Origin of the sequence: Prevotella sp. E13-27, assembly GCF_023217965.1 — a bacterium.
Taxonomy (GTDB): Bacteria; Bacteroidota; Bacteroidia; order Bacteroidales; family Bacteroidaceae; genus Prevotella.
The window spans coordinates 392,322-418,798 of sequence record NZ_JALPSC010000002.1; the positions used below are offsets into that span (position 1 = coordinate 392,322).

Genomic DNA, 26,477 nt, shown 5'->3' on the forward strand with positions numbered 1-26,477 from the left:
GTACTAAATTTTGAGGTGCCACGCAAGGATTCCTTTCATTTATCTCAGATTTATTTCAAATGTTAAAATTGACGTAGCTACGCAGCTACACAGCTACATTTGCTTTCGTAGAAAGTGTCATTTACTAATGGGTGCTACTTTTATATATAATATAAAAAATTTTCACTTAAATAGTCACTACATGAATTTACCTTATGTAGCTGTGTAGCTGTGTAGCTGCGTCATGTCTTTTAGACATTTCCTGATTTCCTATTTCAGTACAAGACAACATTTCGAAATGAGAAGAAAATCATCAAAAAAGTGCCGTAAAGTGGAAAATGTAATTAGGGGGAGAAGAGGGGCGGCTTTTCTGTAGCTCACGCTACAGACACGGTGGCGCGGTTTGCTACAGGCAATGTGGAGCTCACGCTACAGACACGGTGGTGGCAATGAGGGCGGTTTGATGTAGGGACGGTGGCAGCACCAATGATTTTATGGTATTGAATCAGTGGAAGCTTCTATGGTAAACTAAAAGCTCAGAGAAGGAAATCTCAGCGAAGTCCTTGCGTGGAAACTCTCGTGGTGTGGCTGATGGCACAGACGCTCTCGGTAAGACGGTTGAGGTAATGGAAACGGTCATAATCGCTTTTGAAGGAAGGCATGTCCTCTGGCCACGGCGCGAGAATGAGCAGCGTACCGGCGGCACAAGCATCGAAACGGCTACGCTCGGGTTTCCAATACTGGCCGATAGGCTCAGATTGTACGTGTATCAGGCGCAGCCCTTGATGCAAGGCGATGTTCTTTATGCGCTTTTCACATTCGGAGATGCCTGGGGTGACCAGTACGTCGCCACTCTCGGCTGCTGATAGTAGCCTATGGCGTTCAGTCTCCCAGAAGTTTGTCTGTTCCGTAGGGATGCCGTCTGTCTTGCGATGGAAGAACACTTGGTGTTTTTCTGGTTGTCGCAACAGCAGAAGATTGCCGAAGGCGCTGTAGCGCGTGCCTCCAATGGTTATACAAAGTGCACGCTGGAACAGGTCAGGATATTCGCGGCGCATCATCAGGCGGCGGGGGTTGTCGCGCAGGTAGCGTTTCCAGTTGTCCAGCTGGCCGTCGCGCATGAGGATGTGGTCATTGTAGTTGGGGGCGAAGAGGGGAGGACGGTTTGCTGTAGCTGACGCTACAGGCACGGTGGCAGAGCAAGGCTGGCTTTTTACGACAGGCACGGTGGCAGAGCAAGACTGGGTTTTTACGACAGGCACGGTGGAAGAGGCGTTAGCCTTGGCTTCCTCCAGCAAGCGCCACCAAGCACGGCTGACGCCGCCCTTGAATGCACCGATGATGATGCCGAGATGCTTGCCTTCAGGTAGCGGTGCGTTGATGCGAACTATCATGTGAATATGGTCGGGCATGAGGCACACTTGCCAGACGTCAACCATTCGATAGTAGTGGTGAATCTTAGGAATCTCGTCGGTGAGCACGGCTTCTCCAAGGGGAGAAGGGTGAAGATGGGGAGCTTCGCCACCTGATTTTGTGGTGCCGACTATCTTGCCAAAGACCGGCCGTCGGTCGGCAACGGCCATCGTAACCTCGTATGTCCCAGGTATGGCGTAGTTGTGGCCAAACATGCGGCGGGTCTGATTAGACTTATTTGCGCAATTATTGGAGGACTGTTGATCCATGGCTTTCGTTCTATCTGCTGCAAAGATACATCAACATTTCGAAAATGAGAAGAAAAGTATCAAAAAAGTGCCGTAAAGTGGAAAATGTAATTTCTATGGTTTTACTTTTTGAACAGGTGAGGAATGAACTCGTTGAGTCCACGACGCCATGTGAGCCACTCGTGACCGGTGCCGGCAGACTCGTTGGAATCGACCTTTACGCCCAGCTCGCGAAGCTGCTTGACAATATCGCCACTCTTGATGAAGTCGTCAGAGCCCCAGTTCATGTAGAAGTAGTGAATCTTCTTGTTGAACTCGTCGGACTTGGCAAACACGCCGTCATAGGCGGTCTTGACGTCGAGACCGAAGATGGCTCCGCTGAAGGTGCCCATCCACGCGAACTTGTCGAGGTTGGTGAGCACGATGTCGAATGTCTGATGACCACCCCATGACAGACCGGCCATGGCACGGTTCTCGCGATCGGCCTTAGTGCGGAAGGTCTTGTCGATATAAGGAATGAGGTCGTTGAGCAGAACAGGATAGAACGAAGCACCATACTGACTGCGTCCGGCACGGTTGTCACCACCACGGAACGGAGCCTTGATGTCGCCGCTCTCCATGACAACAATCATTGGCACAGCCTTGCCAGAAGCGATGGCGTTGTCCATGATGTGCTGCATGTGACCCTGCTTGCTCCAGCCTGTCTCATCCTCGCCCATGCCGTGCTGGAGATAGAGCACAGGGTAGCGTTTCTTTGCATTTGCCTTCAGCTCGTATTCGGCTGGAGTATAGACCATTACGTGACGCCAAGCGTTCTGTGACTGTGACCAGTAATAGAGGCTGCGCACCTGTCCGGCGGCAACGTTTTGCTGTGGACGATAGTAGTTGCCTTCGTCGCCCTCGGGAATCTCTATGCCGCCTGCTTCGCGGTTGCAACCGAAGTAGGTCTCAGTAGCTGGGTCGATGAAGTTAACACCGCCGATGTTCATGAAATAATAGTGGAAGCCAACGGGCAGAGGATCGGTCTTGACCATCCAAGAGCCCTTGCCGTCAGACAGCATGTCGTATTTCTTGCCGCAGATGTCGAGGACTACCTTGCGGGCCTCGGGAGCATTGATGCGGAAATAGGCGCAGCGCTGCTTGTCAACCTTGGGGAACTCGTTGCCAGGAACGGTGGTCTCGGCAATAAAGGCATCGGCAGGAACCTCAACCTTCTTTGGCATCTCGATGAACGGACGCTTGGGCTCGTAGCCAAGGAAACGGGCTACGGCCTCACCATAGCGACAGCCCAGCTCGCGATAGCCTGCAGCATCGAAGTGAAGACGGTCGGGACCGTTGGTGCAGTCGTCGGAAGAGATGACCTGAGAGGTGTGAAGGGTGTTGGGCAGCTCGTCAATCTGCTTCTTACAGCCTATGCACACGCCCTTGCCGCCAGCCTGAACGATGTTGCCTGCATAGAGGTTCACATCCTCGGGCTTCAGCTGAAGGTCGCCACACAAGCGGTCATAGACCTGCTGAACAAGTCCTGCCCATTTGGGGTCGCCGGTATTGGTCTCGCCCTGATGCATCAGGATGCCCTTGATGACACCATCCTTCTGGGCCTTCTTTGCCAAGGTTACAAGACGCTCGTAAGGGTTGTTGTTATAGGCTTCGAGCATGCCTTTCATCCAGCTCGGAGCACGCTTCACATAGCTCTGGATGCTGTCGGGGAGGAAGCCTCTGATGTCAATACCGCCGATAGCCACGTGGATGACACCAATCTTGATGTTCTCAGGAAGTGACTCTACGAGGGTGCGACCAAACCAGTCGGCAGGTGTCAAGCCGGTATTAGGACGGCAGAGTGGGGGAACGGCCTCACACCATTCGCCCATCTTGCGACCACGCTGGGGGTCATCGACGGCAGGCATCAGCAGGAAGCGTGGGCCGGGACTCTTGAGGTCTTGAGCCTCAGGACGTGCGGCACCCTCCATGTTTGACTGTCCGAAACAGAGGAAAATGTAGAAGTTCTCGTCGGGTTGCGACTTCTTCTTGTCAGCCGTCGTGCTGACGGAACTTGCCATGATGCTACCCGAAGAGAGCAGCGCGATGGCAGCAATGGTTAGGTTTTTTAAAATTTTCATAAGTTTAGAAAGTGGTTTTTGTTATGACATTTGGTTGCAAATTTAATAATTAATTGGAATTCTTTTATGCTAAAATACGTGTTTTTACGGCTGTTGAGACAAATGCAAAACAATGAGACACAAAGAACGATGGAAACATGGAAAGAAAGTCATAACTTTGCACACATAAAACTATAAACTCTAACAAATAGCTTAAGAATGAAACATCTAAAGAAGATTGCCCTGGCAGCAATGCTCGTGATGAGCGGAAGCACTACAACATGGGCACAGGGGCTGAAAGATGCCTACAAGGACTATTTCACTATCGGCGTGGCGCTGAACCAGCGCAACATTTCCAATGAGGACCAGATGGCTCTGGTGCGTAAGGAGTTCAACAGCATTACTGCTGAGAACGACATGAAGCCAGGAGAGCAGCATCCGAAGGAGGGAGTGTGGAACTTCGAGAAGGCTGACCGTATAGCCGACTTCTGCCGCAAGAACGGCATCAAGCTGCGTGGACATTGCCTCTGCTGGCATGCTCAGTTTGCCGACTGGATGTTCGTAAACAAGAAAGGCAAGGAGGTGAAGAAGGAAGTGTTCTACGAGCGTCTGCGTGAGCACATCCACACCGTTGTGAACCGTTATAAGGACATAGTATATTGCTGGGACGTGGTAAACGAGGCAATGGCCGATGATGGCGGCTTCCGCGGACCACGACGTGGCGGACAGGAGCCCAGCCCATATCGTCAGAGCCGTCACTTCAAGCTCTGTGGCGACGAGTTCATAGCAAAGGCATTCCAGTTCGCACGTGAGGCCGATCCAAACGCTCTGCTGTTCTACAACGACTATAGCTGTGTGGACGAGGGCAAGCGCGAGCGTATATATAATATGGTAAAGAAGATGAAGGACGCTGGTGTGCCCATCGACGGTATCGGCATGCAGGGCCACTACAACATCTATTTCCCTGACGAGGCACAGCTGGACAAGGCTATCAGCCGCTTCAAGGAGATTGTAAACCATATTCACATCACAGAGCTCGACCTGCGCATGAACAACGAGAGCGGTGGCCAGCTGATGTTCAGCCGTGGCGAGGCAAAGCCAATGCCGGCATACATGAACACTCTGCAGACTGACCAGTATGCCCGCCTGTTCAAAGTGTTCCGCAAGCATGCCGACGTGATAGACAACGTAACGTTCTGGAACCTCGGCGACCGCGACTCATGGCTTGGTGTGAACAACCATCCGCTGCCGTTCGACGAGAACTATAAGCCAAAGGCATGCTATCGCGCCATTCGCGACTTCAACCCTGAACTGGACAAGCGCATTCCAAAGGAAGACTTCCGTCCAAACGCCCTGAACCAGCCCGGACAGGAGTATCCACAGGTGAACAGCGAGGGCTATGCTCGCTTCCGCATCGTGGCTCCAGAGGCAAAGTCGGTAATCGTTAGCCTGGGTCTCGGAGGACGTGGAGGCACAGTTCTTCGCAAGAATAAGGACGGAGTATGGGAAGGCACGACAGAAGGGCCGATGGACGAGGGCTTCCACTACTATCACCTGACCATCGACGGCGCTACTGTCAACGACCCCGGAACACACAACTACTTCGGCTCATGCCGTTGGGAGAGCGGAATAGAGATTCCTGCTCACGACGAGGACTTCTATCAGGTGAAGAACGTGGCCCACGGCAACGTGCAGCAGGTGTTGTTCTGGAGCGAGAGCACAAAGCAATGCCGTCGCGCATTTGTTTATACTCCTCCTACTTACGGCAAGACCATTAAGGACAAGAAAGGCAAGGCCACGCAGGAGCGCTTCCCTGTGCTCTACCTGCAGCATGGATGGGGTGAGAACGAGACAAGCTGGCCTAACCAGGGCTGTGCAGGAATTATTATGGACAACCTCATCGCAGAAGGAAAGATAAAGCCATTTATCATCGTGATGACCTATGGCATGACAAACGACGTGAAGTTCGGAACCATTGGCTCGTTCACAGCCAAGGAGTTTGAGACTGTACTCGTTGACGAGCTTGTGCCTTATATCGATGCAAACTTCCTCACTATAGCAAACAAGGAAAAACGCGCTATGGCAGGTCTGTCAATGGGTGGCATAGAGACAAAGCTCATCACGCTCCGTCGTCCCGAGGTCTTCGGCTACTGGGGTCTGCTCAGCGGCGGACAGTATGCTCCCGAGGACATCAAGGATGCTAAACAGGTGAAGATGATTTTCGAGAGCTGTGGAGGCAGAGAGAATCCTGACGGCATAAAGAAGAGCATAGATGCTCTGAAAGCTGCCGGCATCAATGCCCATGGCTATGTGTCGCCTGCAACAGGACATGAGTTCCTGACATGGCGTCGCAGCCTGAAGGAGATGGCTCCGCTGTTGTTTAAGTAAAGACAGGGAAATGAGAAAAACTATATTGTTATCATTAATGTTTGTCGCGCTGGGCTGCATTGCTGTGCATGCTCAGCGCGCAACGCTGCGTATAGATGCCCAGAAGAAGTATCAACGCATAACGGGTTTCGGAGGCTTCGTCTGCTCACCACAGTTCCAGTATAACCACATGTCAACTGCTGATATAAAGAAAGTGTGGGGCCCGACGAGTACGGTGGGATGTAACATCATGCGTCTCTACATTCCTGTGGGTAGAAACTCATGGAGCCAGTCGCTGCAGACGGCTAAGACCGCCAAGCAGTTGGGACTCATAGTTTTCGCTTCGCCTTGGGGACAGCCTGCGGAGTGGAAGACTAACAACTCCATTAATGCAAAGAACAAAGGCGAGGATGCAGGCTCGCTGAAAAAAGAAAACTGGGCCGACTATGCTCAATATCTGGAGGATTATGTCCAGTATCTGCGCGACAACGGTGTGGAGCTCGATGCCATCTCCATTCAGAACGAGCCCGACTGGCCTTGCTCTTATGCAGGATGCATCTGGTCGGCATCGGAAATAGCTGAGTTCGTAAAGACCTATGGCAAGAACATCAGCTGTAAGGTCATAGCGCCTGAGACTCTTGCCGTGAGAGACGACTATGTCAACGCCCTGAACAACATGCAGACGCTCGAAGGTTTCGATATCTACGGCGGACACCAGTACGGCGGCATCCAGTCGGCATACAAGAACCTTGGCAAGAAGGGTAAGGAGATATGGATGACGGAGTATCTCATCAACTGGAACGAGGCAGAGAACAATACTCGTAACTTCGACTTCTCAAAGGATTTCTTCGACTTCTTCCGTGCCATCAACGTTTGCATGCTTGGCGACTTCAACGCATGGATTCACTATGCAGCAAAGCGCTACTACGGCATGTTGGGCGATGGACAGCGTGGCACGACGACAAGCGTGGTGACAAAGCGTGGATATATTATGGCACACTTCGCAAAGTCGGTAACAGGCATGACACGCGTAGAGGGAATATTCAGCGACGATGCAGAGACAGCTCTTGAGGGCTCAGCCTATCTGTCGCAGACAGGCGACACGGTGGTGGCTGTGATAGCCAACCCATCGGACAACGAGCGCACGCTGCTGATGGATCTGCCGTTCTATACACAAAGCGGAATGACTTATACTACAACGAAGACGAAGAACTATTATAAGAAGGCGCTTTCTTATGACGCAGAAACTTGCCGTCCAGAGGTGCAGGTGGCGGCACAGAGTGTGTTTACGGCGATGTTCGTTCGCAGTCGTGACCGTCAGGTGTCAAACATGAAGGGTTCAATAGCTCGTTTCGACATGATAGAGAACCAGACGACAACAAAGTCGACATTTGGAACAACATATAAACTGTCGAACAAGACAAAGACCTTCGACCATTCAAATCCACTTTTCTCTTCTAAGACAAATGCTGCCAGCGGATATGTTAAGCTGAGCAACCGTTTCGACAAGTTGGTGATGCATGTTAATTCAATCAGCTCAACGATGAACCTCAGTTCGGCTAAGACAACGCTCATCTATGTGAACAAAAAAGGTGAGGTGGCTTCTCATGATTATGGCGATTTAGACCTGAACAGAGGCAGCAACTTAAATCTTGTCTTCGACCTCTCGCCGGCAACACTCGCCGACGGTTGTATAGGCATCATCTCTATGACAAATAACAACTGGAGCTCTACACTTACATTAAAGTTCGGCGATGTGTATCTGTCAAACGGAGGCAACTATTCAGCTACGCTCAGCGGCGCTTATGTTGAAGACGACAGCAATGTGTATGACTATACCACCGACCCTTCGTGCACAAGCATTGACATGTCGGCTGTGACAGAACTGCCTTCATCGCTGCCCTGGCTAAATAATAATAAGGTGGTGTTTGCTGCTGCAGAGACTCCTTTCAATGAGGGTCAGACCAACGTGGTAAAGGGCACGTCATGCTCTTTGCTCTCGCTGAGCGACGCTGGAGGCGACTTCCGTCCAAAGACATCGTTCACAGCAGAGAAGGCAGAGATAAGTCTTAATGTGGAAGGAATGAGACTCGTGGCTCTTCCCTTTGCTGCCGTGGTGCCTGAGAACGTCAAGGCATACAAGGTGAACAACAACTACGAACTGCTGCCAACAGAAAATATTGAGGCAAACCAGCCAGTGGTGATAGTTGCCAATGGCGAGGTGGTGATAGAGGGTAGCGGAAGCGTAAATGCTGTTACTGCAGAACAGAGCGACATGATGCTTGGAACATCAGTTGAGGTGCCTCTCTATGCCGGCGACTATGTGCTTGGCAATGTTGATGGACAATGGGGATTTGTGAAGCTTACAGCAGCCTCAAAACTTGTTCCGTTTGGCGTGTATGCACAGCTCAACTCAGCCAGCGATTTCGTGGCATTCGACCTCTCGGCTACAGGAGTTAATAATATTGCAAATGAACTGCGCACCCATTATAATCGTGCATTTAACGTGATGGGACAACGCGTCAGCTTAACAAATAAAGGCTTAGTAATTGTTAACGGTAGAAAGCAATTTCATAGAAAATGATTGCAAAAATTAAGAAATATCGGATATATGTTATAAAACATATACTAATATTTGCTTCGTTGATGTAAATCAATTACTTTTGCAATCGTTATCCTGAATACAATCTTTTTACCTTAAAAAGACTAATACCTATTAATAAAGTGCTCTACGCTGTGAAGCGTGGAGCACTTAAACGTTTTTAAGCATTACGCATCTGCATGAGCAGCTCTTTCTGACGCTCAGACAAATTTGTTGGCAGAGTAACGTTATATGTCAGAATGACATTGGCTCCACCTTGTCCTTTGTTGGGAAGTCTTACCTTAGAGCCAGGCTGTGTGCCAGGCTTTACCTTCAAGCGCAGCTTCTTGCCATTGAGACTGACGATAATCTCTCCACCAAGTAGGGCGGTGTAGAGGTCTATGTTTACTGAGACCTGCTGTTCTTGTGGGTTGCAACCAAACGGATTGCCACATCCATGGGCAGAGTTGCTGTCAAATGGATTGCCTCCACGGAAGCCGCCACCACCAAACAGATTCTCAAAGAACGAGCTAAAATGACCATTGCCGTCGCCAGAGAACTGAGAGAAGTCAAAACCTCCAAACGGAGAACCGCTGCCATCACCACCAAAGGGAGAACCATTGCCGCCAAAAGCATCGGCCTGCTTCCAGTTCTCACCATATTGGTCATACTTGCGACGCTTCTCTTCGTCGCCTATAACAGCATAAGCCTCGTTAAGCGCCTGGAACTTTGCCTTAGCCTTAGGATCATCAGGATGAAGATCGGGATGAAACTGCTTGGCACGCTTCAGGTATGCCTTCTTTACTTCTGCCTGTGGGATGGTCTTATCGACCCCTAGAATCTTGTAATAATCTACAAATGCCATAGTCTGTTTCTCCTTTCTTTTTAAAAATCTTACTGCAAAAAATATGCCAAAATACAAAGAATTAATAAAAGCATGCTTTCTTTTTGTTCTTCTCTCGTTTTTTTGTAACTCTGGCTTCGCCGAAGTTACAGGCACTCGGAAGAAAAAGAAAATGTGATTTTCTTTGTTCTTCTCTCGTTTTTTTGTAACTTTGCGACAAAGTCGCGATGTTACTCCGTCTCGGAAGAAAAAACAAACGCGTTTGTTTTGTTCTTCTCTCGACTTTTCGTAACTTTGCCATCTGATATGAAGATAGTTCGTAACATCATAAATGTTTTGATGCCGCTGGTTCTCGGTGGAGGCATCCTCTATTGGATGTATCGTGGTGAGAACCTTGACCATATTATATATATGATACAGCATGAGATGAACTGGACATGGATGCTGTTGTCGTTGCCGTTTGGAGTGCTGGCACAGGCTTTTCGCGGATGGCGCTGGCGACAGACGCTGGAACCGACAGGGGAAAAGGTGCGCAGTAGCGTGGCAGTCTCTTCAATATTCATGTCATATGCCTCATCGCTCGTTATTCCTCGTATCGGCGAGTTTATGCGTTGCGCCATACTCAAGCGATGGGATGGGGTGTCGTTCTCAAAAGCCATTGGTACCGTTGTGACAGAGCGTGCCGTTGACTCCATCGTTGTATTGTTGGTCACAGGCTCAACGCTTCTCTTCCAGATGAGCGTGTTTGGCACCTTCTTCGAGCGTACTGGCACATCGGTAAGCGGAATATTCCAGTCGTTCTCTGTTACAGGCTATCTCGTAACATTCCTCTGCGGTATTGCGGCGATGATTTTGCTATACATGCTGTTGAGACGCTTATCTATATATAATAAGGTGAAGGCAACACTTAGCGGAATACTTGAAGGAGTGCTGTCGCTTCGCAAGGTGAAGAACCTGCCTTTGTTCCTTTTCTTCACCATTGGTATATGGCTGAGCTATTTCCTTCACTATTATCTCACTTTCTTCTGCTTCGACTTTACTTCAGACCTCGGACTGGCATGTGGACTCGTCTCTTTCGTCGTGGGGTCTATAGCAGTAATCGTACCGACTCCCAATGGCGCAGGGCCTTGGCATTTCGCTGTAAAGACCATGCTCATCCTTTATGGCGTTCAGGACGAGAAAGCACTTGCCTTTGTTCTCGTGGTACATACTTTGCAGACAATTCTTGTTATAATTATAGGCATGTGGGCATGGGCTCGGCTGAGCTTCATCCCTCATATCACTAAAACAGTAAAACTATGAACAACGAAATTCAAAACCTTAAGCCAGAATGCATCTGGCGCAACTTCTATTCTTTGACACAGGTTCCACGTCCATCAGGTCATCTGGAGAAAATTCAGCAGTTCCTGCTCGACTTTGGTAAGAAAGCTGGCGTGGAAGCATTCAAGGATCCTGCTGGAAACATAGTGTTCCGCAAGCCTGCAACTCCAGGTATGGAGAACCGCAAGGGAATAATCCTTCAGGCTCACATGGACATGGTTCCACAGAAGACACCTGAGTCTAAGCACAATTTCGAGACCGACCCTATAGAGCCATGGATTGATGGCGAATGGGTGAAGGCAAAAGGTACTACTCTTGGTGCCGACAATGGACTGGGTGTAGCTGCCATAATGTCTGTCATGGAAGATAAGACGCTGGTTCACGGACCTATTGATGCTCTTATTACAGCCGACGAGGAGACAGGCATGTATGGTGCCAACGACCTGCCAGAAGGTGAGCTACATGGTGATATTCTGTTGAATCTTGACTCAGAGACCTGGGGAAAATTCGTTATTGGCTCTGCAGGAGGCATTGATGTAACTGCTACTCTTGATTATAAAGAGGTGGAGACCGATAGTGAGGATGCTGCTGTGCGTGTTACTGTAAAGGGACTGCGTGGAGGACACTCTGGTTTGGAGATTCATGAAGGTCGTGGCAATGCCAATAAGCTTATGGTACAGATGGTTCGTGAGTTCATTGAGGAGTGTGAGGCTCGTCTGGCCAGCTGGCATGGAGGTAACATGCGAAATGCTATTCCTTTCAAGGCAGAGACTGTGCTCACTCTTCCTAAGGAGAATGTTGCAGCGTTGAAGGAACTTGCTGCTGAATGGCAGGAAGACTTCCGCGACCAGTATAAGACTATTGAGACTCTGGGTATTGAGATAACGGTGGAAGATGTGGAGACACCAAAGACTGAGGTACCTGTTGAGATACAGGACAATCTGGTGAACGCTATCTATGGTTGCCACAATGGAGTTATCCGCATGATTCCAAGCTATCCTGACGTAGTGGAGACTTCTTCTAATCTTGCCATCATCGATATAGAGGGTGGAAGCGCTGCCCTGAAGATTCTCGCTCGCTCTAGTCGTGAGGATATGAAGGACTATGTTGTCAAGACTCTTGAAAGCTGCTTCTCTATGGCAGGCATGAAGGTAAAGACCGCAGGTTCTTATGGCGGATGGGATCCAAACCCAAATTCAGAGATTCTGCACCTCTTGCTGAAAGAGTATAAGGAGCTGTTCGGACAGGAAGGCATCATACAGGTTGACCATGCTGGTCTTGAGTGCTCAGTAATCCTTGGCAAGTATCCTCATCTCGATGTTGTAAGCCTTGGTCCTACTATGCGCTCACCTCATACTACAACAGAACGTGCTCTTATTGAAACGGTTGAGCCATTCTGGAAACTTCTGAAGAAAACTTTGGCAGATGTTCCTGCTAAATAAGAAGTGAAGTGTGACAATAATCATAATAAGACTATAATAGTCGTGTGTGCGGGCACAATTTTGTTGTGTTCGCACACAATTATATTGATTTGTGTCAATAATAAGCAAATTTTTTCGAGAAAAGCAATGAAATGTTATGCATGGGTGTGGAAAACTTCTTACCTTTGCATCGTCAAACAAAAAGAATGACAAGTGATCTTCAATAGAGAATTTAGTTTTAGGTGAAAGATTGGTAAAGGTATTAGAAACTTCATAGGTAAGAAAGATTTTTGAATAGAGAAAGTTTTAGAAAGTTAGTATTAAGGATTAGTTTTGAAAAGTTTTGATAGGTAAAGTTGGTTTTTGATTAGGTAAAGATTGTTATTAGATTCAGGATTAAGGTGTTAGTTACTGAAAGGTAGAAAAGAAAGATTGGATTAAGGATAACAGAAGATGTAGCAGGGGCGTCGAGACGACGCGTACTGCAATGCCGAGGGGGGACGTCCCGAGAAAGATAGGGAACCGAAAACCCTCAAGGCTTAATAAAATGAAAGTTTTTAGTTATTAATATCGAATAGAGCAGCACTTAAGGTTTTTACCTTGGTGTTGCTTCTTTCGTTATAGGTGCTTTCGAGGATTATTCGTTATATATGTTTTCGAGTTTTTTATTCTACTAAAGCAGAGATATCATCGTTTCTCTTTTATCCATTTGCCCTGAAACAGTCGGGTGAGGAAGGCGATTCCTCGACATGTTAGGTCGATGGCCATGGCTATCCACACACCTTTCAGTCCGAAGCGTGGAGCCATCCATGCAGCAAGTGTAAGACGCACTCCCCACATTGACGAGAGACTCATTATTGCAGGGATGAGAGTATCGCCAGCACCAATGAATACACCATTAGCTACAATCATGGCAGCGAACATTGGTTCTGCGAAGGCTTCTATGCGCAGAGCAACAGCTCCTTGGCTAATGATTTCTCCTACTGGCGTCATTATTGACATCAGCTCTGGAGCGAAGATAAACATCAGGGCACCCATTATGGTCATGACAACCATGCCCAGTCCAACTGACATATAAGCAAAAGAACGCGTCAGCACTTTCTGTCCAGCGCCGATGCTTTGGCCTATAAGTGTCGTTGCTGCTTCAGCTATGCCGTAGCCAGGCATGTAGCAAAGACTCTCAACGGTGATGGCGAGTGAGTTGGCAGCAATGGCTATTGTCCCTAAAGGAGCGACGATAGTTGTGCTAACTATTTGAGCGCCACCCATCAGCAGATGCTGGAATCCCATAGGTGCGCCAATCTTTATGGCGGTCTTCACCGTTTGGGCTTCAGGACGGAATGAACCTGGGCGACCTTTGAGGCTGAGCATATCGCTGCGTATAAGCAGGAAATAGAGCATCAGCGCTGCTGTGATAAGCTCTGCCAAAGCTGTTCCAAGTGCTGCACCTGCAACGCCCATATTCAGGATATAGATGAAGCAATAGTTGAACACTACGTCGAGCACGCACATCATTATGTTCAATGCCGACGGAATCTTCATGTTACCAGAACATTTGAGCATTGAGCCAGCCAGTCCTTCCATTTGGAAGAACATTCCTGCGATTCCGATTATTAGGAAGTAGAGAGAAGCATCAGACGCAATATCATCATTACCACCAAGCCAAAATGGTAGTCGTGTGTGGATGGCTATGCAGATAAATGAGAGCATGGCGCTCCAAATGAGACAGCAGATGAGACTCTGTCGCAACACTCGCCGTGCACTCTCGAAGTCGTTGGCACCAATAAAGTGTGCTACCTGTACAGAGAATCCAAGTGATGCTGCCGATGCCAATCCGCCCATGAGCCATGTCGTTGTCTCGACAATGCCTATGGCAGCTGTAGCACGCTCTCCAAGATGTCCCACCATTGCTGCATCGATGAAGAACATCACCGTGGCGGAGATCTGTGCCAGTATGCTGGGGATACTCAGATTGACAATCAACCGCAGTTTCTCGCTGCGAGTCATTGGCCGTCCCTCGCGAATATATGATAACAGGTCGCTTTTCACTTCTCGTTTCTTAATTCAAAATGCTGATAGTCTTTGCAAGTGCGCCATTCGCCGCCCCATGTGAATCCCTGTTCCTTGAAGAGACGATAACAGAGGTCGCCTTTCGTTATCTTGTAGCGGAAAGAACGGGAACGGTCACAGAAAACGGCCGATGTCGATGGCTGTACGTGGAGGCTTCCATCGCGTCGTTTCTTTATGTATGGGTTGTAGCGGGTGTTGACGTCAACGGCTAACCCTTGTGCATGCTTTGATAGCTGGCTGCTCTTTGCCACAGAACGATAGCAAAAGCATGATGTGTTGTTTGCTCTCATCTGTTGTTCATCATTGGCATCATAGACATCGGGCAGCACCATGCGTTCTATTGGGTAGTGGTTGTCATAGAGCTTCCTAAAAATGTAGAGCAGTTTGTCGGCTATAGCCTTGTTGCAAACCATTTCTCCAAGATGTGTGCGCCTGTCGTAGTCCCAATGGAGTACACGAAGGTATCTCAAATCGTCACGCCCTATGTATGGATTGGCCTTATAACTCTTGCCTTGCATTTTCTCCCAGATAGTGTCTGGTATCGGCTCGCTGACGAAACATTTGTCCACTCCGCCATAAGCCGTGATAGCCTCTGTTGTCACGGTCTGTCCTGCACGCCATTCCTTAAGTATTGAACTGTCGGGTGGGGTGGCACTCGTCGTGATTATGGTAATGAGAAAACAAATGAATAATTGTTTCATCGAAATCATTTTTATCAATATTGGGACAAAGGTAATAAAAACTGAGAAACTTACTGCATTATTTGAATAATTTCATAGCTCTTTGACGAAGAATAGATAAATAATGTTTAACTTTGTGGCCAATAAACTAAAATATGACGTGTAAACCTAAATAGATATTCCTTATGAGACATTTTTTCTTATCTGGTCTTTTAGCCGTGGCATCCGTCGTGTTTGCCCAGACAAACAGAACGTTTACCTTTAACATTACTCCTGATGGTAAGGCAAACATGGTAGCCTACCTGCCCGATAATCCTACTGGTCGTGCAATTGTTGACTGCCCAGGAGGTGGATATAGTCATTTGTCAATGCAGAACGAAGGTCATGATTGGGCATCGTTCTTCAATAAGCGAGGCATTGCCTACTTCGTGCTTACCTATCGCATGCCCAATGGAGATAGAAACATTCCGATGAGCGATGCTCGCATGGCTATCCGTACTGTTCGTGACTCTGCTGATGCATGGAAGATTAATCCTCGTGATGTGGGTATCATGGGATTCTCGGCCGGAGGTCATCTTGCTTCTACCATGTCCACGCATAATGAATGGGCTGAGCGTCCAGACTTCTCAATACTGTTCTATCCTGTTGTGTCTATGAACGAGCGCGAGACTCATCGTGGCTCTGTCATGGGATTCCTAGGTGATAATCGTAATGACAAGGACCTCGTGAAGAGTTTCTCAAACTTCAACGCCGTTCGTCGTCACCTCACTCCTCCTGCCCTCATCATTCTGGCAAATGACGATCGTGCTGTTCCACCTGTTACCAATGGTATCGCTTACTATTCAGCTATGCGTCGCGCTGGCAATGATTGTACGCTACATGTTTATACCTCTGGTGGTCATGGTTTTGGCTTCCGTTCTAACTTCAAGTATCATAATCAGATGCTTGCTGACTTAGACCAGTGGCTTCGCGACCTGAAAGCACCAAAGACTGATGCTATCAGAGTGGCTTGCATTGGCAACAGCATCACCGATGGCATGGGTATCGACATGTCAGAGCGTCTTGGCTATCCTGCTCAGTTGCAGCGCATCCTCGGTAGTGGTTACGACGTAAAGAACTTTGGCGTCAGCGCACGCACCATGCTGAATAAAGGTGACTATCCATATATGAATGAACAGGCGTGGAAGGATGCTCTTGGCTTCCTCGCGCCAGGTAAGAAAGATGGTTCTTCTGATATTGTCATCATAAAGCTTGGTACCAATGACTCTAAAGATTATAACTGGAAGTATGGCAGCGAGTTTGAGGCTAACATGCAGCAGATGATTGACTCACTCTGTCCTATGGTGCCTGTGCTGAACAAGAAAGGCAAAGCTACTAAGAAAATGAAGCGTGTCGACAGTCCCCGCATATTCCTTTGCACACCCATTAAGCCTGTGAGCGATAGGTGGGGCATCTCTGGCAATTGTATCACCAATGAAGTAATACCCGCTATTCGTCGTGTGGCAGAAAAGAATGGTCTAACCATTATTGACCTCAACAGCCTCTTCTCCATTGACGACGGAAATATGCAGGGTGACGGCATTCATCCCACAGACAAGGGTGCTCGCCGCATGGCAGAGATTATTGCCGATGCAATAAAGAAATAGAAACTTCGTTATTACAAGACAAACTACATAATTTTATACCATAACTATCTACAAAATGACAATCAATCGAAATTTCATCATTTCTTTAGCAGTAATGCTATTGATTCCGCTGACATCTTCTGCCCAACGACTGATGCAGAAGACTGGTCGTGCGGTAGTTGCAGTAAACCGCACAGGCGGACGAAGTGTTACATCTCAGGGTGGACAGGGGTCACTCATCTCTTGGCGAAAACTCGCTGAGGAGCCCGAGGGCACTACTTATAATGTGTATAAGAGAGCTAAAGGCGCTTCTTCCTACACAAAGATCAACGCTTCGCCACTGAAGGTGACCTGCCTTTCTACGACACTTACCAACAACACAGAATATGCAGTCTCTGCTATCACTCCCGATGGCGTGGAGGGAGAGATTAGTAAGCCATTCCTATATACCACTAGGTCTTGGCCTAACGTGTGGTTCAATTTCGACTTTGACAACACAGTCCTTCAGCGTAATGACTATCGAACGAAATACGTATGGCCAATGGATCTCGATGGTGATGGCGAATTTGATGCTGTCGTTGCTGATCGTCTGTATGCTGGTTCCAGTGATAGTGAAGAGGGCGGTGAGAATACCTCTACCACCTCGCATAAGATTCAGGCATATCGTCTTGATGGCACGTTGCTATGGACTGTCGATATGGGACCAAACGTTAACATCTGTAGTGGTCAGAACGATATGGTCCTTGCCTACGACATCAACTGTGACGGACGTTGCGAGGTTATTATCCGTTCCAGCGATGGCACTCGCTTTTGGGACAAGCAGAACAATACTTGGGGAAAATATGTTGGAGGCAGCACTACTGCCGATATCGATAATGACGGAATAGTTGATTATCGCACTCAGACGAAGCGCAACCCACCGTTCTACATATCTGTCATAGATGGTGAGACAGGTGCTGAACTGGCTTATAACGAATTGAAGTACACAGAGTTGACTGAACCTAATGGTGACGCTTATCGTCGAGACAATCGTGCCGACTACATGAATTTTGGCTATGGCGCAATGGAAGGCCATTATGGCATTGCCTATCTCGATGGAATACATCCTTCGCTTGTAATGGAATGTGAGAACCGTGATAACAGTGGACAGCATCATGGATATATCTTGTCATGGGACTATGATTGGAATGATGGAACGGCAACCAACTGGCATCACAGCTCTACGTGGGTAAGAAATCCAAAGCGACCAGGATGTGCTGAGTTCCATCAGATTCGTATCCTTGACAGCGATGGTGATGGCTGTGACGAGATGTGGGCTGGAGGCTATGGCGTTAATCCGCGTCAAGATCGTTTCGTGTCAACAGGATTGGCTCATGGAGACCGTTTCATAATCAGCGATATTGATCCAGATCGTCCAGGTCTTGAGGGCTTTGCCATTCAGCAAAGTGCTCTCCTCGGACAGTGCCTCTATGATGCTCGTACTGCAGAGCGCATAAAAGAGTGGTATCTTCCTTCAGTCTATGATGTTGGTCGTGGCGCATGTCTCGATATTGATGCTTCGCACAAAGGCTATGAGATTCTGAGCTATGCTGATGAGTTCGTCTATGACTGCAAGGGCGAGAAAACCGGTCAGACACGTACAGGCTCAATGTTTGAAGGCATCTGGTGGGACGGACGTCTTCAGCGTGAATGGATCAACTCCCCAGGTGGTTCTGGCTGGGACACCAACATCATGATTACTCGCGTTTTGGGTGATCGCCTTGTTGAGTTCTCACAAGAGAGTAGCTGGGCTACTCATGGAGGCACAGGCACTCGTCCTGCCTTCATGGGTGACCTCGTAGGTGACTGGCGTGAAGAGATTATCCTTGCCAAACAGAATGGAAGCAGCTCTACTGGTCTCACAGGCTACACCACTAATATCCCCACATCTTATAGTATATACTGTCTGCAACAGGATCCTCACTATCGTGGCGACTGTACCACTCGTGGCTATTATCAGCATCCTAACACAGGCTACTATCTTGGCGGAGGCATGCCTATGCCACCATTGCCACCTGTCTTTACAGCTGACGAGCGAAACACAATGGTAAGTGGTAAGAGTGTCATGTTTGATATTCAAGGTGATAACGACCAGCCTGTTGCTGTCAATGGAGAAGCTCCAACAGTAATCTACTTAATGAATCCTCGTGGTCATGACTATTCCTTTGAAGGAACTGGCACAACAGGCAATGGTCAGCTTATAAAGTCATTGCAGGGCACGGCTACATGGTCTTGCGACTTAGGCCATACAGGTCTTAACCTCATCAGCGAGGGTACACTTTGTGTTAATGGAACAATTAGTGGTCCTGTTGAGTTGCGTGCTCGTGGTACGTTGGCAGGCAACGCAACACTTCTTGATACTATCAACTTTGAAGGTGCCCTTAACTATGAGGGATGCCGCTTGAAGCCAGGCAATGACAATGATCCAGAGGGAGTTATCGTATCGAAGAAGAGCATGACTCTTCCTGGAGAGGTCTATTTGGAAATCACAGCAGGCTTCATTGGTAATTCTTTAGAAACGATCCCTGTGTCTTCTTACATTTCTGTTGAAGGCGACCTCACTTTCAAGGGGACAAACTATGTTACTGTCAATCTTCTTAATGGCGATGCAGCAACATACAAATTGGCAGAATGTACAGGCACGTTGACATGCGACCCTTCAAAATTGAAAGTTCGTGGACTTGGAGGCATCAACTACGATCTCGCAGTAGAAGGGAAACAGTTACTCCTTATTATAAATGGTTCGCGTAAGCCGGCTGACAATGTCGTGTGGACTGGAGCCGAGAGCAGCGTGTGGGACTTCAAGGCAAAGAACTTCTCTCTGCTGTCGTCTGCCACACCTTTCGTATCAGGCGATACTGTGGTGTTCAATGCCCAGGGTGCTAACAAAAATATCACTATTAATGAGTCATTACCTGTTGGCGGAGTATCGTTCGATGCTGGAAAATATGTCCTTTCCGGCGATGGAGGCATATCGGGTAATGGTGGCATAACAGTCAACGCTATGGCCGATGTGACGCTCAACATGAAGTATAGTGACTATACAGGTGCTACCATCGTAAATGGAGGTAAGCTCACCGTTCCCAATTTCTATGATGGAGGACAGAAGAGTGCCATTGGCGCCTCTACAGCATCTGAAGGTAACCTCGTTCTCAATGGAGGCACACTCGTTCTTAGCAAAGATAATCAGGCAACAAATCACATTATTACCATTACAGATACTGCCACAATCACTATTTCCTCGTCAAATAGTTCTCTGTCTCTTAAAGGACAGGTTAAAGGTAGTGGCTATCTTGTGAAGGATGGTCCAGGACAGCTGAACTTCACTTATGGAGGTGCTAACAATTTTGCAGGCGTCATAGTAAAGAAAGGTGTTATTGCTCAGGGCGCATGGAACTCTACCTTCGGACGCTCTGGCTCGCCCATGGTTCTTGCTGGTGGTGAGGTTCATCAGATTAGCAACAACAGCACAAGCACCATTCCTGTTTTCAATCATGTTACAACAGTTATTGAAGGCACTACGAATACTATTAATGGCTCACGTCGCAGCAAGATTAACGGCTCGTTCCTTGGCAAAGGCTCTCTTACTATTCTTACTCACTATGTGCGTTGTGACATTGGTGCCGACTTCAGTAAGTTCGAAGGTCAGCTTACATTAATGAATAGCGACTCTGACAATGATGCTGTGCGCCTGATGCAAAATGTTACCGATATGAGCAAGACCGCACTCACCATTGGTGCAGGCAGCTATGTTGCTCATTTCGCCAGTGGTGGTGGAAGCGAGGTCGCAGCAACGACAAAGATTGGTTCTCTTTCTTCTACTGCTACCGATGCTGTCCTTGGTGGCTCTTCAAGCATTTTCAAGGTGGGCTACCTTGGTGCTGATACAGAGTTTGTAGGACTTCTGAAGGCACAGCGAGTGGAGAAAGTAGGCGAGGGTAGACTTACTCTTAAGACGAGTGGCCACACATCACCTATGACAGTCAGCGGAGGCACACTCGAGATGCGTAGTGCCGATACTGCTCCCATGACCTCAGCTCTCATTACTGTTGGCAATGGTGGCACGCTGCTTGGCACAGGCATGCTCTCATCAGTAACAGTACAGAAGGGTGGCATCGTCCGTGGTGGTTTGGCATCGGTTACCACAGGTCAGCTTCGCATAAAGAATAACCTCACTCTAAGCAGTGGCTCAACTGTTCTTGTCGAACTGGGCAAGACAACAGGCAACACACGGCTCGCTGTTACTGGCAGCATCACCCATAATGGTGACACCATTCTTGTGCATGTGCCATCAGGACGCGAACTCAGCGAAGGTGATGAGCTTCAGGTCTTCACTTCAGGTTACTCTTCAGCAACAGGTGAGGTCGTGGTGAAATGTCTTTCTGATGATGGCAGGCTATACGGCTTCGATACCTCGCTTCTCAATAGCGATGGCAAGTTGGTGGTGAACAACCAGTATGTTGGTGTTGACAACATGATGTTCAGTGACGACGCCATAGTTGATGTATTCACTACTGACGGACGCAAGGTGCGTAGTGGTGTGCGTAGGACTAATGCTCTTAACGCCCTTCCTGCAGGTGTCTATGTCGTAGGCCGCATGGTCAATGGCCGCATTGTAGGATGTAAGGAAATAAAATAAAACTATATAGATATGGAATCGAAGAAGATAACTTTTGACGCCGTTGTGCGTGGAGTCTTGGGAGTGTTAGTCGTTGTTGGTATAGTAATGTTGCTCAATAGGCTGAGCAGTGTGCTGTTACCATTCTTTGTGGCGTGGCTGATAGCTTATCTGCTTTTTCCGCTTGTGAGATTCTTCCAATACACCTGTCGTCTTCGATTCCGTATCGTAGGCATCATCTGTGCCTTCCTTGTGGTGTCTGCATTCTTCACAGGCCTATTCTTTCTCATTGTTCCGCCTATGATAGAAGAGGGTGGCCGTATAAAGGACATCATCATCGAGTATATTGAAGGTAGTAGCATGCTAAGCAGCATACCGTTGAAGATACAGGAGTTTATTCGCGAGAATACTGATGCCGAACAGCTGAAAGCCATCGTGACGCATGATGGCTTCATGGACAGCGTTAAGGAGACCATGCCAAAGATATGGTCAATCATAGCTCAGTCAATAAGTTTGCTGGGTAGCATCCTTTCCCTCACCATGATTTTCCTATATACGCTTTTCATTCTCATTGACTATGAAGAGCTTTCTGATGGATGGCCCAACCTGTTGCCTGCACGCTATCGTCCTTTCGCAGTCCAGCTTCTGAATGATGTTGAGGAAGGCATGAACAAATATTTCCGTGGTCAGGGTCTCATAGCCTTCATCGTGGGTGTACTGTTCTCCATTGGCTTTCTCATCATCGACTTCCCCATGGCTATTGCTCTCGGCCTGTTCATTGGCTTGCTCAACATGGTGCCCTATCTGCAGACCCTTGGTTTCATTCCGTGCATAATCCTTGCTCTTGTCAAGAGTGCCGACACAGGTCAGAATTTCTGGCTCATCATGCTCTCTGTGCTTATAGTTTTTGCTGTGGTGCAACTCATTCAGGATGGCTTCCTCACTCCAAAGATTATGGGACATGTCACAGGTCTCAATGCTGCCATAATCCTCCTGTCGCTGTCTATCTGGGGCTCGCTCCTTGGCATGCTTGGCATGATTATCGCCTTGCCACTTACCACACTTCTCCTGAACTATTACCAGCGCTATTTCATTAAGCACGAGAAGAGTAGTTGGAGGTGAGAGGTTAGAGGTTAGAGGTAAGAGGTTAGAGGTAAGAGGTTAGAGGCTAGAGGTAAGAGGTTAGAAGTGAGAGGTTAGAGGTGAGAAGATAAAAAATAGGACATCGATTGATGCCCTATTTTTGTATGGTTTTATGATGTTTAGAACATCACTATGCCACCGTTAGGCTGCATGGTGAATTTAACCAGTCCTTTCTTGTTTGACTTCAGTGGCAGAATCTCTGCGTTCTTCACCTCCTTGGTCTTCTTGTCCACCTGGTCTGTGAGCTGCTGTGTCAGTCCGAGTTCCTTGGTGTCGATGGTTAGCTGCACTGGCTCCTTTGTTGCGTTGAGGCCTGCAACATACCACTTGTCACCATGACGGCGAGCCATCACGACATACTTGCCAGGATAGCCATCAATGAAGCGTGTCTCTTCCCATGTGGTCGGCAACTGCTTCAGGAAGTCTATCTCCTGCTGTGGCAACTCGTTGAGGTTGTTGGGCTGAATGGCAACACACTGCACGGCAGCCTGGTTAGTGAATGCTGTGGCAATCTCAAAGGCATCGGTAGTGTAGCGCTTGTGACGACTCTTATTGTCGCGGCTCAGGAACTTGTTCATTATCACGCCGCCCCAGTCCATTGAAGCCACAGCATTGCGACAGAAGGGATGCATGGTCAGCTCGAAGCCTTCCTGCTTGGCGTGGTGCTCTGAGAAGAACACGTTCTCGCTGGCGAGCACAGCCTCTGACGATACGAAGTTAGGATACATCTTCTCCCATCCGCGAGGAAGTGTGCAGCCGTGGAAGATAACCTGTATGCCATAACGGTTTGCGTCGAAAAGAATGTCCTCATAAAGCTTTATGGTCTCCTGCTTGTCGCCTCCGAAGAAGTCAACCTTGATGCCCTTCACGCCGAGGCTCTTCATCCATGCCATCTCGCGATCACGTGCTATGCTGTTGTCCATGCAGTTGCGTGGTCCCTGAGGAGCATCGTTCCACTTACCGTTAGAGTTATACCAGAGGAGCAGCGACACGCCCTTGCTCTGAGCATACTTTGAGAGAGCAGGCATGCGGTCGCGACCTACCTGAGTGTCCCAGAGAGCATCCACGAGAATATACTCGTAACCCATCTCTGCAGCGAGGTCTATGAACTTTATCTGGTCATTCCAGTTCATAGAGTTGTCCTGCCAGATGAGCCAGCTCCAAGTGTAGCGTCCTGCCTTGTAGTCCTCTGTTGGCTTGTATAGTGGGTTAACCACGTCGTAAGGAATGGTGGTCTCCACGATGGGCTTCAGCGAAGAGCCGATGGTGATGGTGCGCCAAGGGGTGTTTCCTGGCAGAGAGAACGATGCTGTGGTAGAGCCGAATCCATTGTTCTCGCCCTGCTGTGGGAAAGCGATGGTGTAGCCCTGTCCAGCCTTGAAGTCGCTGATGTGAGAGCCGCAGTATTCGCCTGTGACACCTGTCTCAGAGATGAGCACCCAGTAGGGGGCGTTGTCTATGGTCTCCTTGAACAGACATGGGAAGGTATAGCCCTGATGGAAGCGCGATGGCTTGTTCATTGCGTCATCGGGCACATATTCCTCCTCGTAGCTTGGCTTTGTGCGCTCGAAGCCTGTTCCTGGGTGTATCTGTGGGCAGATGAATGTTGTTGTTCCGTCAGGAAGGAGGAAGCTTGTTGTCTCGCTTTCAATTACTATGCACTTTGCGTGCGATCTCTTCTGTTCTGGTATGAAGTATCGGAAGGCAATGTCGTTGTCTTTCACGAAGAACTCCACATCCATGCGCTGTTCTTTCTTGTTCTCCACGCTAATGATAGCAGAGCTTCCATTGGCAACGATGTCCGATGCCTTTGTCTGGCGCAGTGAGTACTTCATTGTCTTTGCCTTCTGTCCGCTGTTGTCGTTCAGAATGTTGATGTCTTTCGTGAAGTCGGCGATGTTTGACTTGAATCCGAGGGCTGATGACAGCACTACCTGTTTGCCTTCGTAGGTGGCAGAGTAGGTCAGCTTGCCTCCGTCGTCATTGACTGTCACTACAAGTTTCTCGTTGGGTGAAGTAATCTTCACGTCCTTGGCAACCATGAAGACTGGCGCAAGGAGCATCATTGATAGAACTAGTTTTTTCATGTTTTTTATCTAATAGTTTTAATTAGGTAATATAATGGTTCTTGTTATTTCAGATAGTCGGTTCTGTCTGGACCAATATAATAGCCTGCCTCTGATGGCTGGTTGTAGCCTACGTTCTGTGTTGCCACAGAGAGACGGTAGGGTATGTCCTGCATCAGACAGTCTATGCGATAGTCCGTGGGGTGGGGAGTAATGTATATGCGCAGCTCTGTAGATTCACGATTGCGCATGATTACCTCTTCGCGCCAGTCGCCCAAGATGTCGGCAGACAGACATGGGTTTGACTTTGTCCAGTTGTTGAACGAGCCTTCAAACTTCTGCAAGCGGGCTATCGACTTCTCCTGCCAGTTGTATTTCCACACCGTCTCGTGGTCGAGTAGCTCGCGTAGCAGGTCGCCGTCCCACCAGATGCCGAAGTTTACAGGCAGGTATTTTCCGTTGATAATCAGGGTGTTATCGTGTTGTGGGTCTTTGGGGTCTTTAGCTGTGCTCACCACCTCTCCTTTCATGTTCCTTACTCCGTGACTGTCTGTTGACCACATCTCCACGCCGTAGTTCGTTGGGTCTATGTCGGCAGCCATTGCGCGTCCCACGTCTGTGCGACTCTTTATCTGGAACACCACCTTTCCTGTGGCAGCGTCGCGCAGGTCTGATCCGTCGCGTTTGTTCTCGTGGCAGTCCCATATATACAGACGGTTAGTCTTTGGGTCTGCCAGCAGATGTATCGCGTCGCCATGTCCGAAGCCAGTGTTGTATAGTCCTTTGCCATCGTGGTCTATTGCCATTGAGCCATAGGTCAGCTCGTCCATCCCGTCTCCATCAACATCAGCCACGCGTAGGTTGTGGTTGCCCTGTCCTGCGTAGGCTGCCCATTGGGGCTCGTGGGTATCAAATGTCCATCTGTTCCTTAGCTCCTTTCCGTCCCAGTCCCATGCTGCGATGACTGTGCGTGTGTAGTAGCCTCTGCAGAACATGGCGCTGGCAGTCATCTTCCCGTTGGCGTCTTTTGCTCCCAGATAGCCCACTGCTGCAAGATAGCGCTCCGACCTGTTGCCTTTGCTGTCGCCCCATGCTGCTAAGCGTCCGCGCTCTGGTATATATGGCTTTGTGTCGAGGGCTCGTCCTGTCAGTCCGTCGAACACGGTGATGAACTCTGGTCCGCTTAATATGCGTCCTTTCTGGTTACGATAGTCGACAGATGCGTCGCCAATAACGTTTCCTTGTCCGTCTGTGGTTCCGTCGGCAGTCTTCACCATCATCTCTGCGCGTCCGTCGCCATCGAAGTCATAGACCATGAACGGCACATAGTGTGCACCACTGCGTATATTGCGCCCCATGTTTATTCGCCACAGCCTCTCACCATTGAGACGGTAGCAGTCGAAGATGGTTGGCGATGTCATTCCGTCGTGAGCATTGTCGTGAGCGTCTGTTGGCTCCCATTTCAGGAATATCTCGTATTGTCCGTCACCATCCACATCACCCACGCTGGCATCGTTGGCCGTATATCGCGTCCTGCCTTCGCCCTGTGGCGTTGACAGTGGTATAGTGAAGTAGCCTATTGGTGCGTCGGAACAAAGAGAGAACGAGCCCACGGGTGCCACCGTGCCATGCTTCGCATTTGTCACCCTTACCTCATAGGTGGCATCCTCGTTCTTCAGAGGTTTTTCGTCAATGAAAAACGCGCCGCCCTTAGTCATTGGCTGTGCTGTGAGCCTTTCACCGTTTCTGTACACATCGAAAGCCTCGTGCTTGTGGTCATCGCTCAATATTCGCCAGCTCACAGCCACCTTGTCGTCAGGCAGTCTTACAGCCACGACCCCTCTGTCAAGGGCCTCGGTCTTCATCTTCTTCAGGTTGTACTTTGTCTGTGCGCATGCCATTGAGCTTGCGAGTAGCAGTGTGGAAAGTAGTACTAATGGTTTCATTTCTTTGGTCTTAGTTAT

Annotated in this window: 14 protein-coding genes; 7 read left to right on the forward strand and 7 right to left on the reverse strand. The window is 48.7% G+C overall.

Annotated features, from left to right (window positions below):
• Positions 1-530: 530 nt before the first annotated feature.
• A complete protein-coding gene (locus tag M1L52_RS10515; RefSeq protein WP_248614953.1) occupies positions 531-1,661 on the reverse strand; it encodes a transposase in 1,131 nt (376 codons plus the stop codon).
• A 101-nt stretch (positions 1,662-1,762) separates the two neighbouring features.
• Positions 1,763-3,700, reverse strand: coding sequence for a bifunctional carbohydrate acetyl esterase/feruloyl esterase (locus tag M1L52_RS10520; RefSeq protein ID WP_248616072.1), 1,938 nt, complete (start codon positions 3,698-3,700; stop codon positions 1,763-1,765).
• A 258-nt stretch (positions 3,701-3,958) separates the two neighbouring features.
• On the opposite strand from M1L52_RS10520, the gene xyn10D/fae1 reads away from it, so the two are divergent.
• Together xyn10D/fae1 and M1L52_RS10530 are read left to right on the forward strand one after the other, a co-directional pair.
• Positions 3,959-6,127, forward strand: a complete 2,169-nt coding sequence (gene xyn10D/fae1 / locus M1L52_RS10525; protein WP_248614954.1) for a bifunctional endo-1,4-beta-xylanase/feruloyl esterase — start codon at positions 3,959-3,961, stop codon at positions 6,125-6,127.
• Positions 6,128-6,137: 10 nt separating this feature from the next.
• The gene (locus M1L52_RS10530) at positions 6,138-8,690 is read left to right on the forward strand and encodes a glycoside hydrolase (RefSeq protein ID WP_248614955.1); all 2,553 of its coding nucleotides are present in this window, start codon (positions 6,138-6,140) and stop codon (positions 8,688-8,690) included.
• A gap of 178 nt (positions 8,691-8,868) precedes the next feature.
• On the opposite strand, the gene M1L52_RS10535 is transcribed toward M1L52_RS10530, so the two are convergent.
• Positions 8,869-9,552: a DnaJ domain-containing protein gene (locus M1L52_RS10535; protein ID WP_248614956.1), complete on the reverse strand. Its 684-nt coding sequence runs from the start codon at positions 9,550-9,552 to the stop codon at positions 8,869-8,871.
• A gap of 285 nt (positions 9,553-9,837) precedes the next feature.
• Between M1L52_RS10535 and M1L52_RS10540 the strand changes: the two genes are divergently transcribed.
• Positions 9,838-10,833, forward strand: a complete 996-nt coding sequence (locus tag M1L52_RS10540; protein ID WP_248614957.1) for a lysylphosphatidylglycerol synthase transmembrane domain-containing protein — start codon at positions 9,838-9,840, stop codon at positions 10,831-10,833.
• Entirely contained in the window at positions 10,830-12,293 is a 1,464-nt protein-coding gene (locus M1L52_RS10545) for an aminoacyl-histidine dipeptidase (protein WP_248614958.1), read from the forward strand. The genes M1L52_RS10540 and M1L52_RS10545 overlap by 4 nt, the downstream gene beginning before the upstream one ends.
• A 666-nt stretch (positions 12,294-12,959) precedes the next feature.
• Here the strand turns inward: M1L52_RS10545 and M1L52_RS10550 are convergent.
• Positions 12,960-14,279: an MATE family efflux transporter gene (locus M1L52_RS10550; RefSeq protein ID WP_248616073.1), complete on the reverse strand. Its 1,320-nt coding sequence runs from the start codon at positions 14,277-14,279 to the stop codon at positions 12,960-12,962.
• A 38-nt stretch (positions 14,280-14,317) separates the two neighbouring features.
• Positions 14,318-15,043, reverse strand: a complete 726-nt coding sequence (locus M1L52_RS10555) for a M15 family metallopeptidase (RefSeq protein ID WP_248614959.1) — start codon at positions 15,041-15,043, stop codon at positions 14,318-14,320.
• A 164-nt stretch (positions 15,044-15,207) separates the two neighbouring features.
• On the opposite strand from M1L52_RS10555, the gene axeA1 reads away from it, so the two are divergent.
• Genes axeA1 through M1L52_RS10570 form a run of 3 tightly spaced genes read left to right on the forward strand, consistent with a single transcriptional unit; the run spans position 15,208 to position 22,426 of the window.
• Positions 15,208-16,668: an acetylxylan esterase AxeA1 gene (gene axeA1, locus M1L52_RS10560; protein WP_248614960.1), complete on the forward strand. Its 1,461-nt coding sequence runs from the start codon at positions 15,208-15,210 to the stop codon at positions 16,666-16,668.
• 55 nt (positions 16,669-16,723) lie between these two features.
• Positions 16,724-21,325 (forward strand): cellulosome protein, encoded by a 4,602-nt coding sequence (locus M1L52_RS10565; protein WP_248614961.1) that lies wholly within the window; start codon positions 16,724-16,726, stop codon positions 21,323-21,325.
• 12 nt (positions 21,326-21,337) lie between these two features.
• Positions 21,338-22,426, forward strand: coding sequence for an AI-2E family transporter (locus M1L52_RS10570; protein ID WP_248614962.1), 1,089 nt, complete (start codon positions 21,338-21,340; stop codon positions 22,424-22,426).
• Positions 22,427-22,566: 140 nt separating this feature from the next.
• Here M1L52_RS10570 and M1L52_RS10575 read toward each other — a convergent pair whose 3' ends face one another.
• Positions 22,567-24,534, reverse strand: coding sequence for a glycoside hydrolase family 97 protein (locus M1L52_RS10575; protein ID WP_248614963.1), 1,968 nt, complete (start codon positions 24,532-24,534; stop codon positions 22,567-22,569).
• Positions 24,535-24,578: 44 nt separating this feature from the next.
• Entirely contained in the window at positions 24,579-26,459 is a 1,881-nt protein-coding gene (locus M1L52_RS10580; RefSeq protein ID WP_248614964.1) for a rhamnogalacturonan lyase, read from the reverse strand.
• Positions 26,460-26,477 lie beyond the last annotated feature (18 nt).

What these genes read in the sequence shown, in the direction of transcription:
- M1L52_RS10515 (WP_248614953.1), bottom strand. Translation starts at nt 1,661, where the DNA reads ATGGATCAACAGTCCTCCAATAATTGCGCAAATAAGTCTAATCAGACC.
- M1L52_RS10520 (WP_248616072.1), bottom strand. Translation starts at nt 3,700, where the DNA reads ATGGCAAGTTCCGTCAGCACGACGGCTGACAAGAAGAAGTCGCAACCC.
- xyn10D/fae1 (WP_248614954.1), top strand. Translation starts at nt 3,959, where the DNA reads ATGAAACATCTAAAGAAGATTGCCCTGGCAGCAATGCTCGTGATGAGC.
- M1L52_RS10530 (WP_248614955.1), top strand. Translation starts at nt 6,138, where the DNA reads ATGAGAAAAACTATATTGTTATCATTAATGTTTGTCGCGCTGGGCTGC.
- M1L52_RS10535 (WP_248614956.1), bottom strand. Translation starts at nt 9,552, where the DNA reads ATGGCATTTGTAGATTATTACAAGATTCTAGGGGTCGATAAGACCATC.
- M1L52_RS10540 (WP_248614957.1), top strand. Translation starts at nt 9,838, where the DNA reads ATGAAGATAGTTCGTAACATCATAAATGTTTTGATGCCGCTGGTTCTC.
- M1L52_RS10545 (WP_248614958.1), top strand. Translation starts at nt 10,830, where the DNA reads ATGAACAACGAAATTCAAAACCTTAAGCCAGAATGCATCTGGCGCAAC.
- M1L52_RS10550 (WP_248616073.1), bottom strand. Translation starts at nt 14,279, where the DNA reads ATGACTCGCAGCGAGAAACTGCGGTTGATTGTCAATCTGAGTATCCCC.
- M1L52_RS10555 (WP_248614959.1), bottom strand. Translation starts at nt 15,043, where the DNA reads ATGAAACAATTATTCATTTGTTTTCTCATTACCATAATCACGACGAGT.
- axeA1 (WP_248614960.1), top strand. Translation starts at nt 15,208, where the DNA reads ATGAGACATTTTTTCTTATCTGGTCTTTTAGCCGTGGCATCCGTCGTG.
- M1L52_RS10565 (WP_248614961.1), top strand. Translation starts at nt 16,724, where the DNA reads ATGACAATCAATCGAAATTTCATCATTTCTTTAGCAGTAATGCTATTG.
- M1L52_RS10570 (WP_248614962.1), top strand. Translation starts at nt 21,338, where the DNA reads ATGGAATCGAAGAAGATAACTTTTGACGCCGTTGTGCGTGGAGTCTTG.
- M1L52_RS10575 (WP_248614963.1), bottom strand. Translation starts at nt 24,534, where the DNA reads ATGAAAAAACTAGTTCTATCAATGATGCTCCTTGCGCCAGTCTTCATG.
- M1L52_RS10580 (WP_248614964.1), bottom strand. Translation starts at nt 26,459, where the DNA reads ATGAAACCATTAGTACTACTTTCCACACTGCTACTCGCAAGCTCAATG.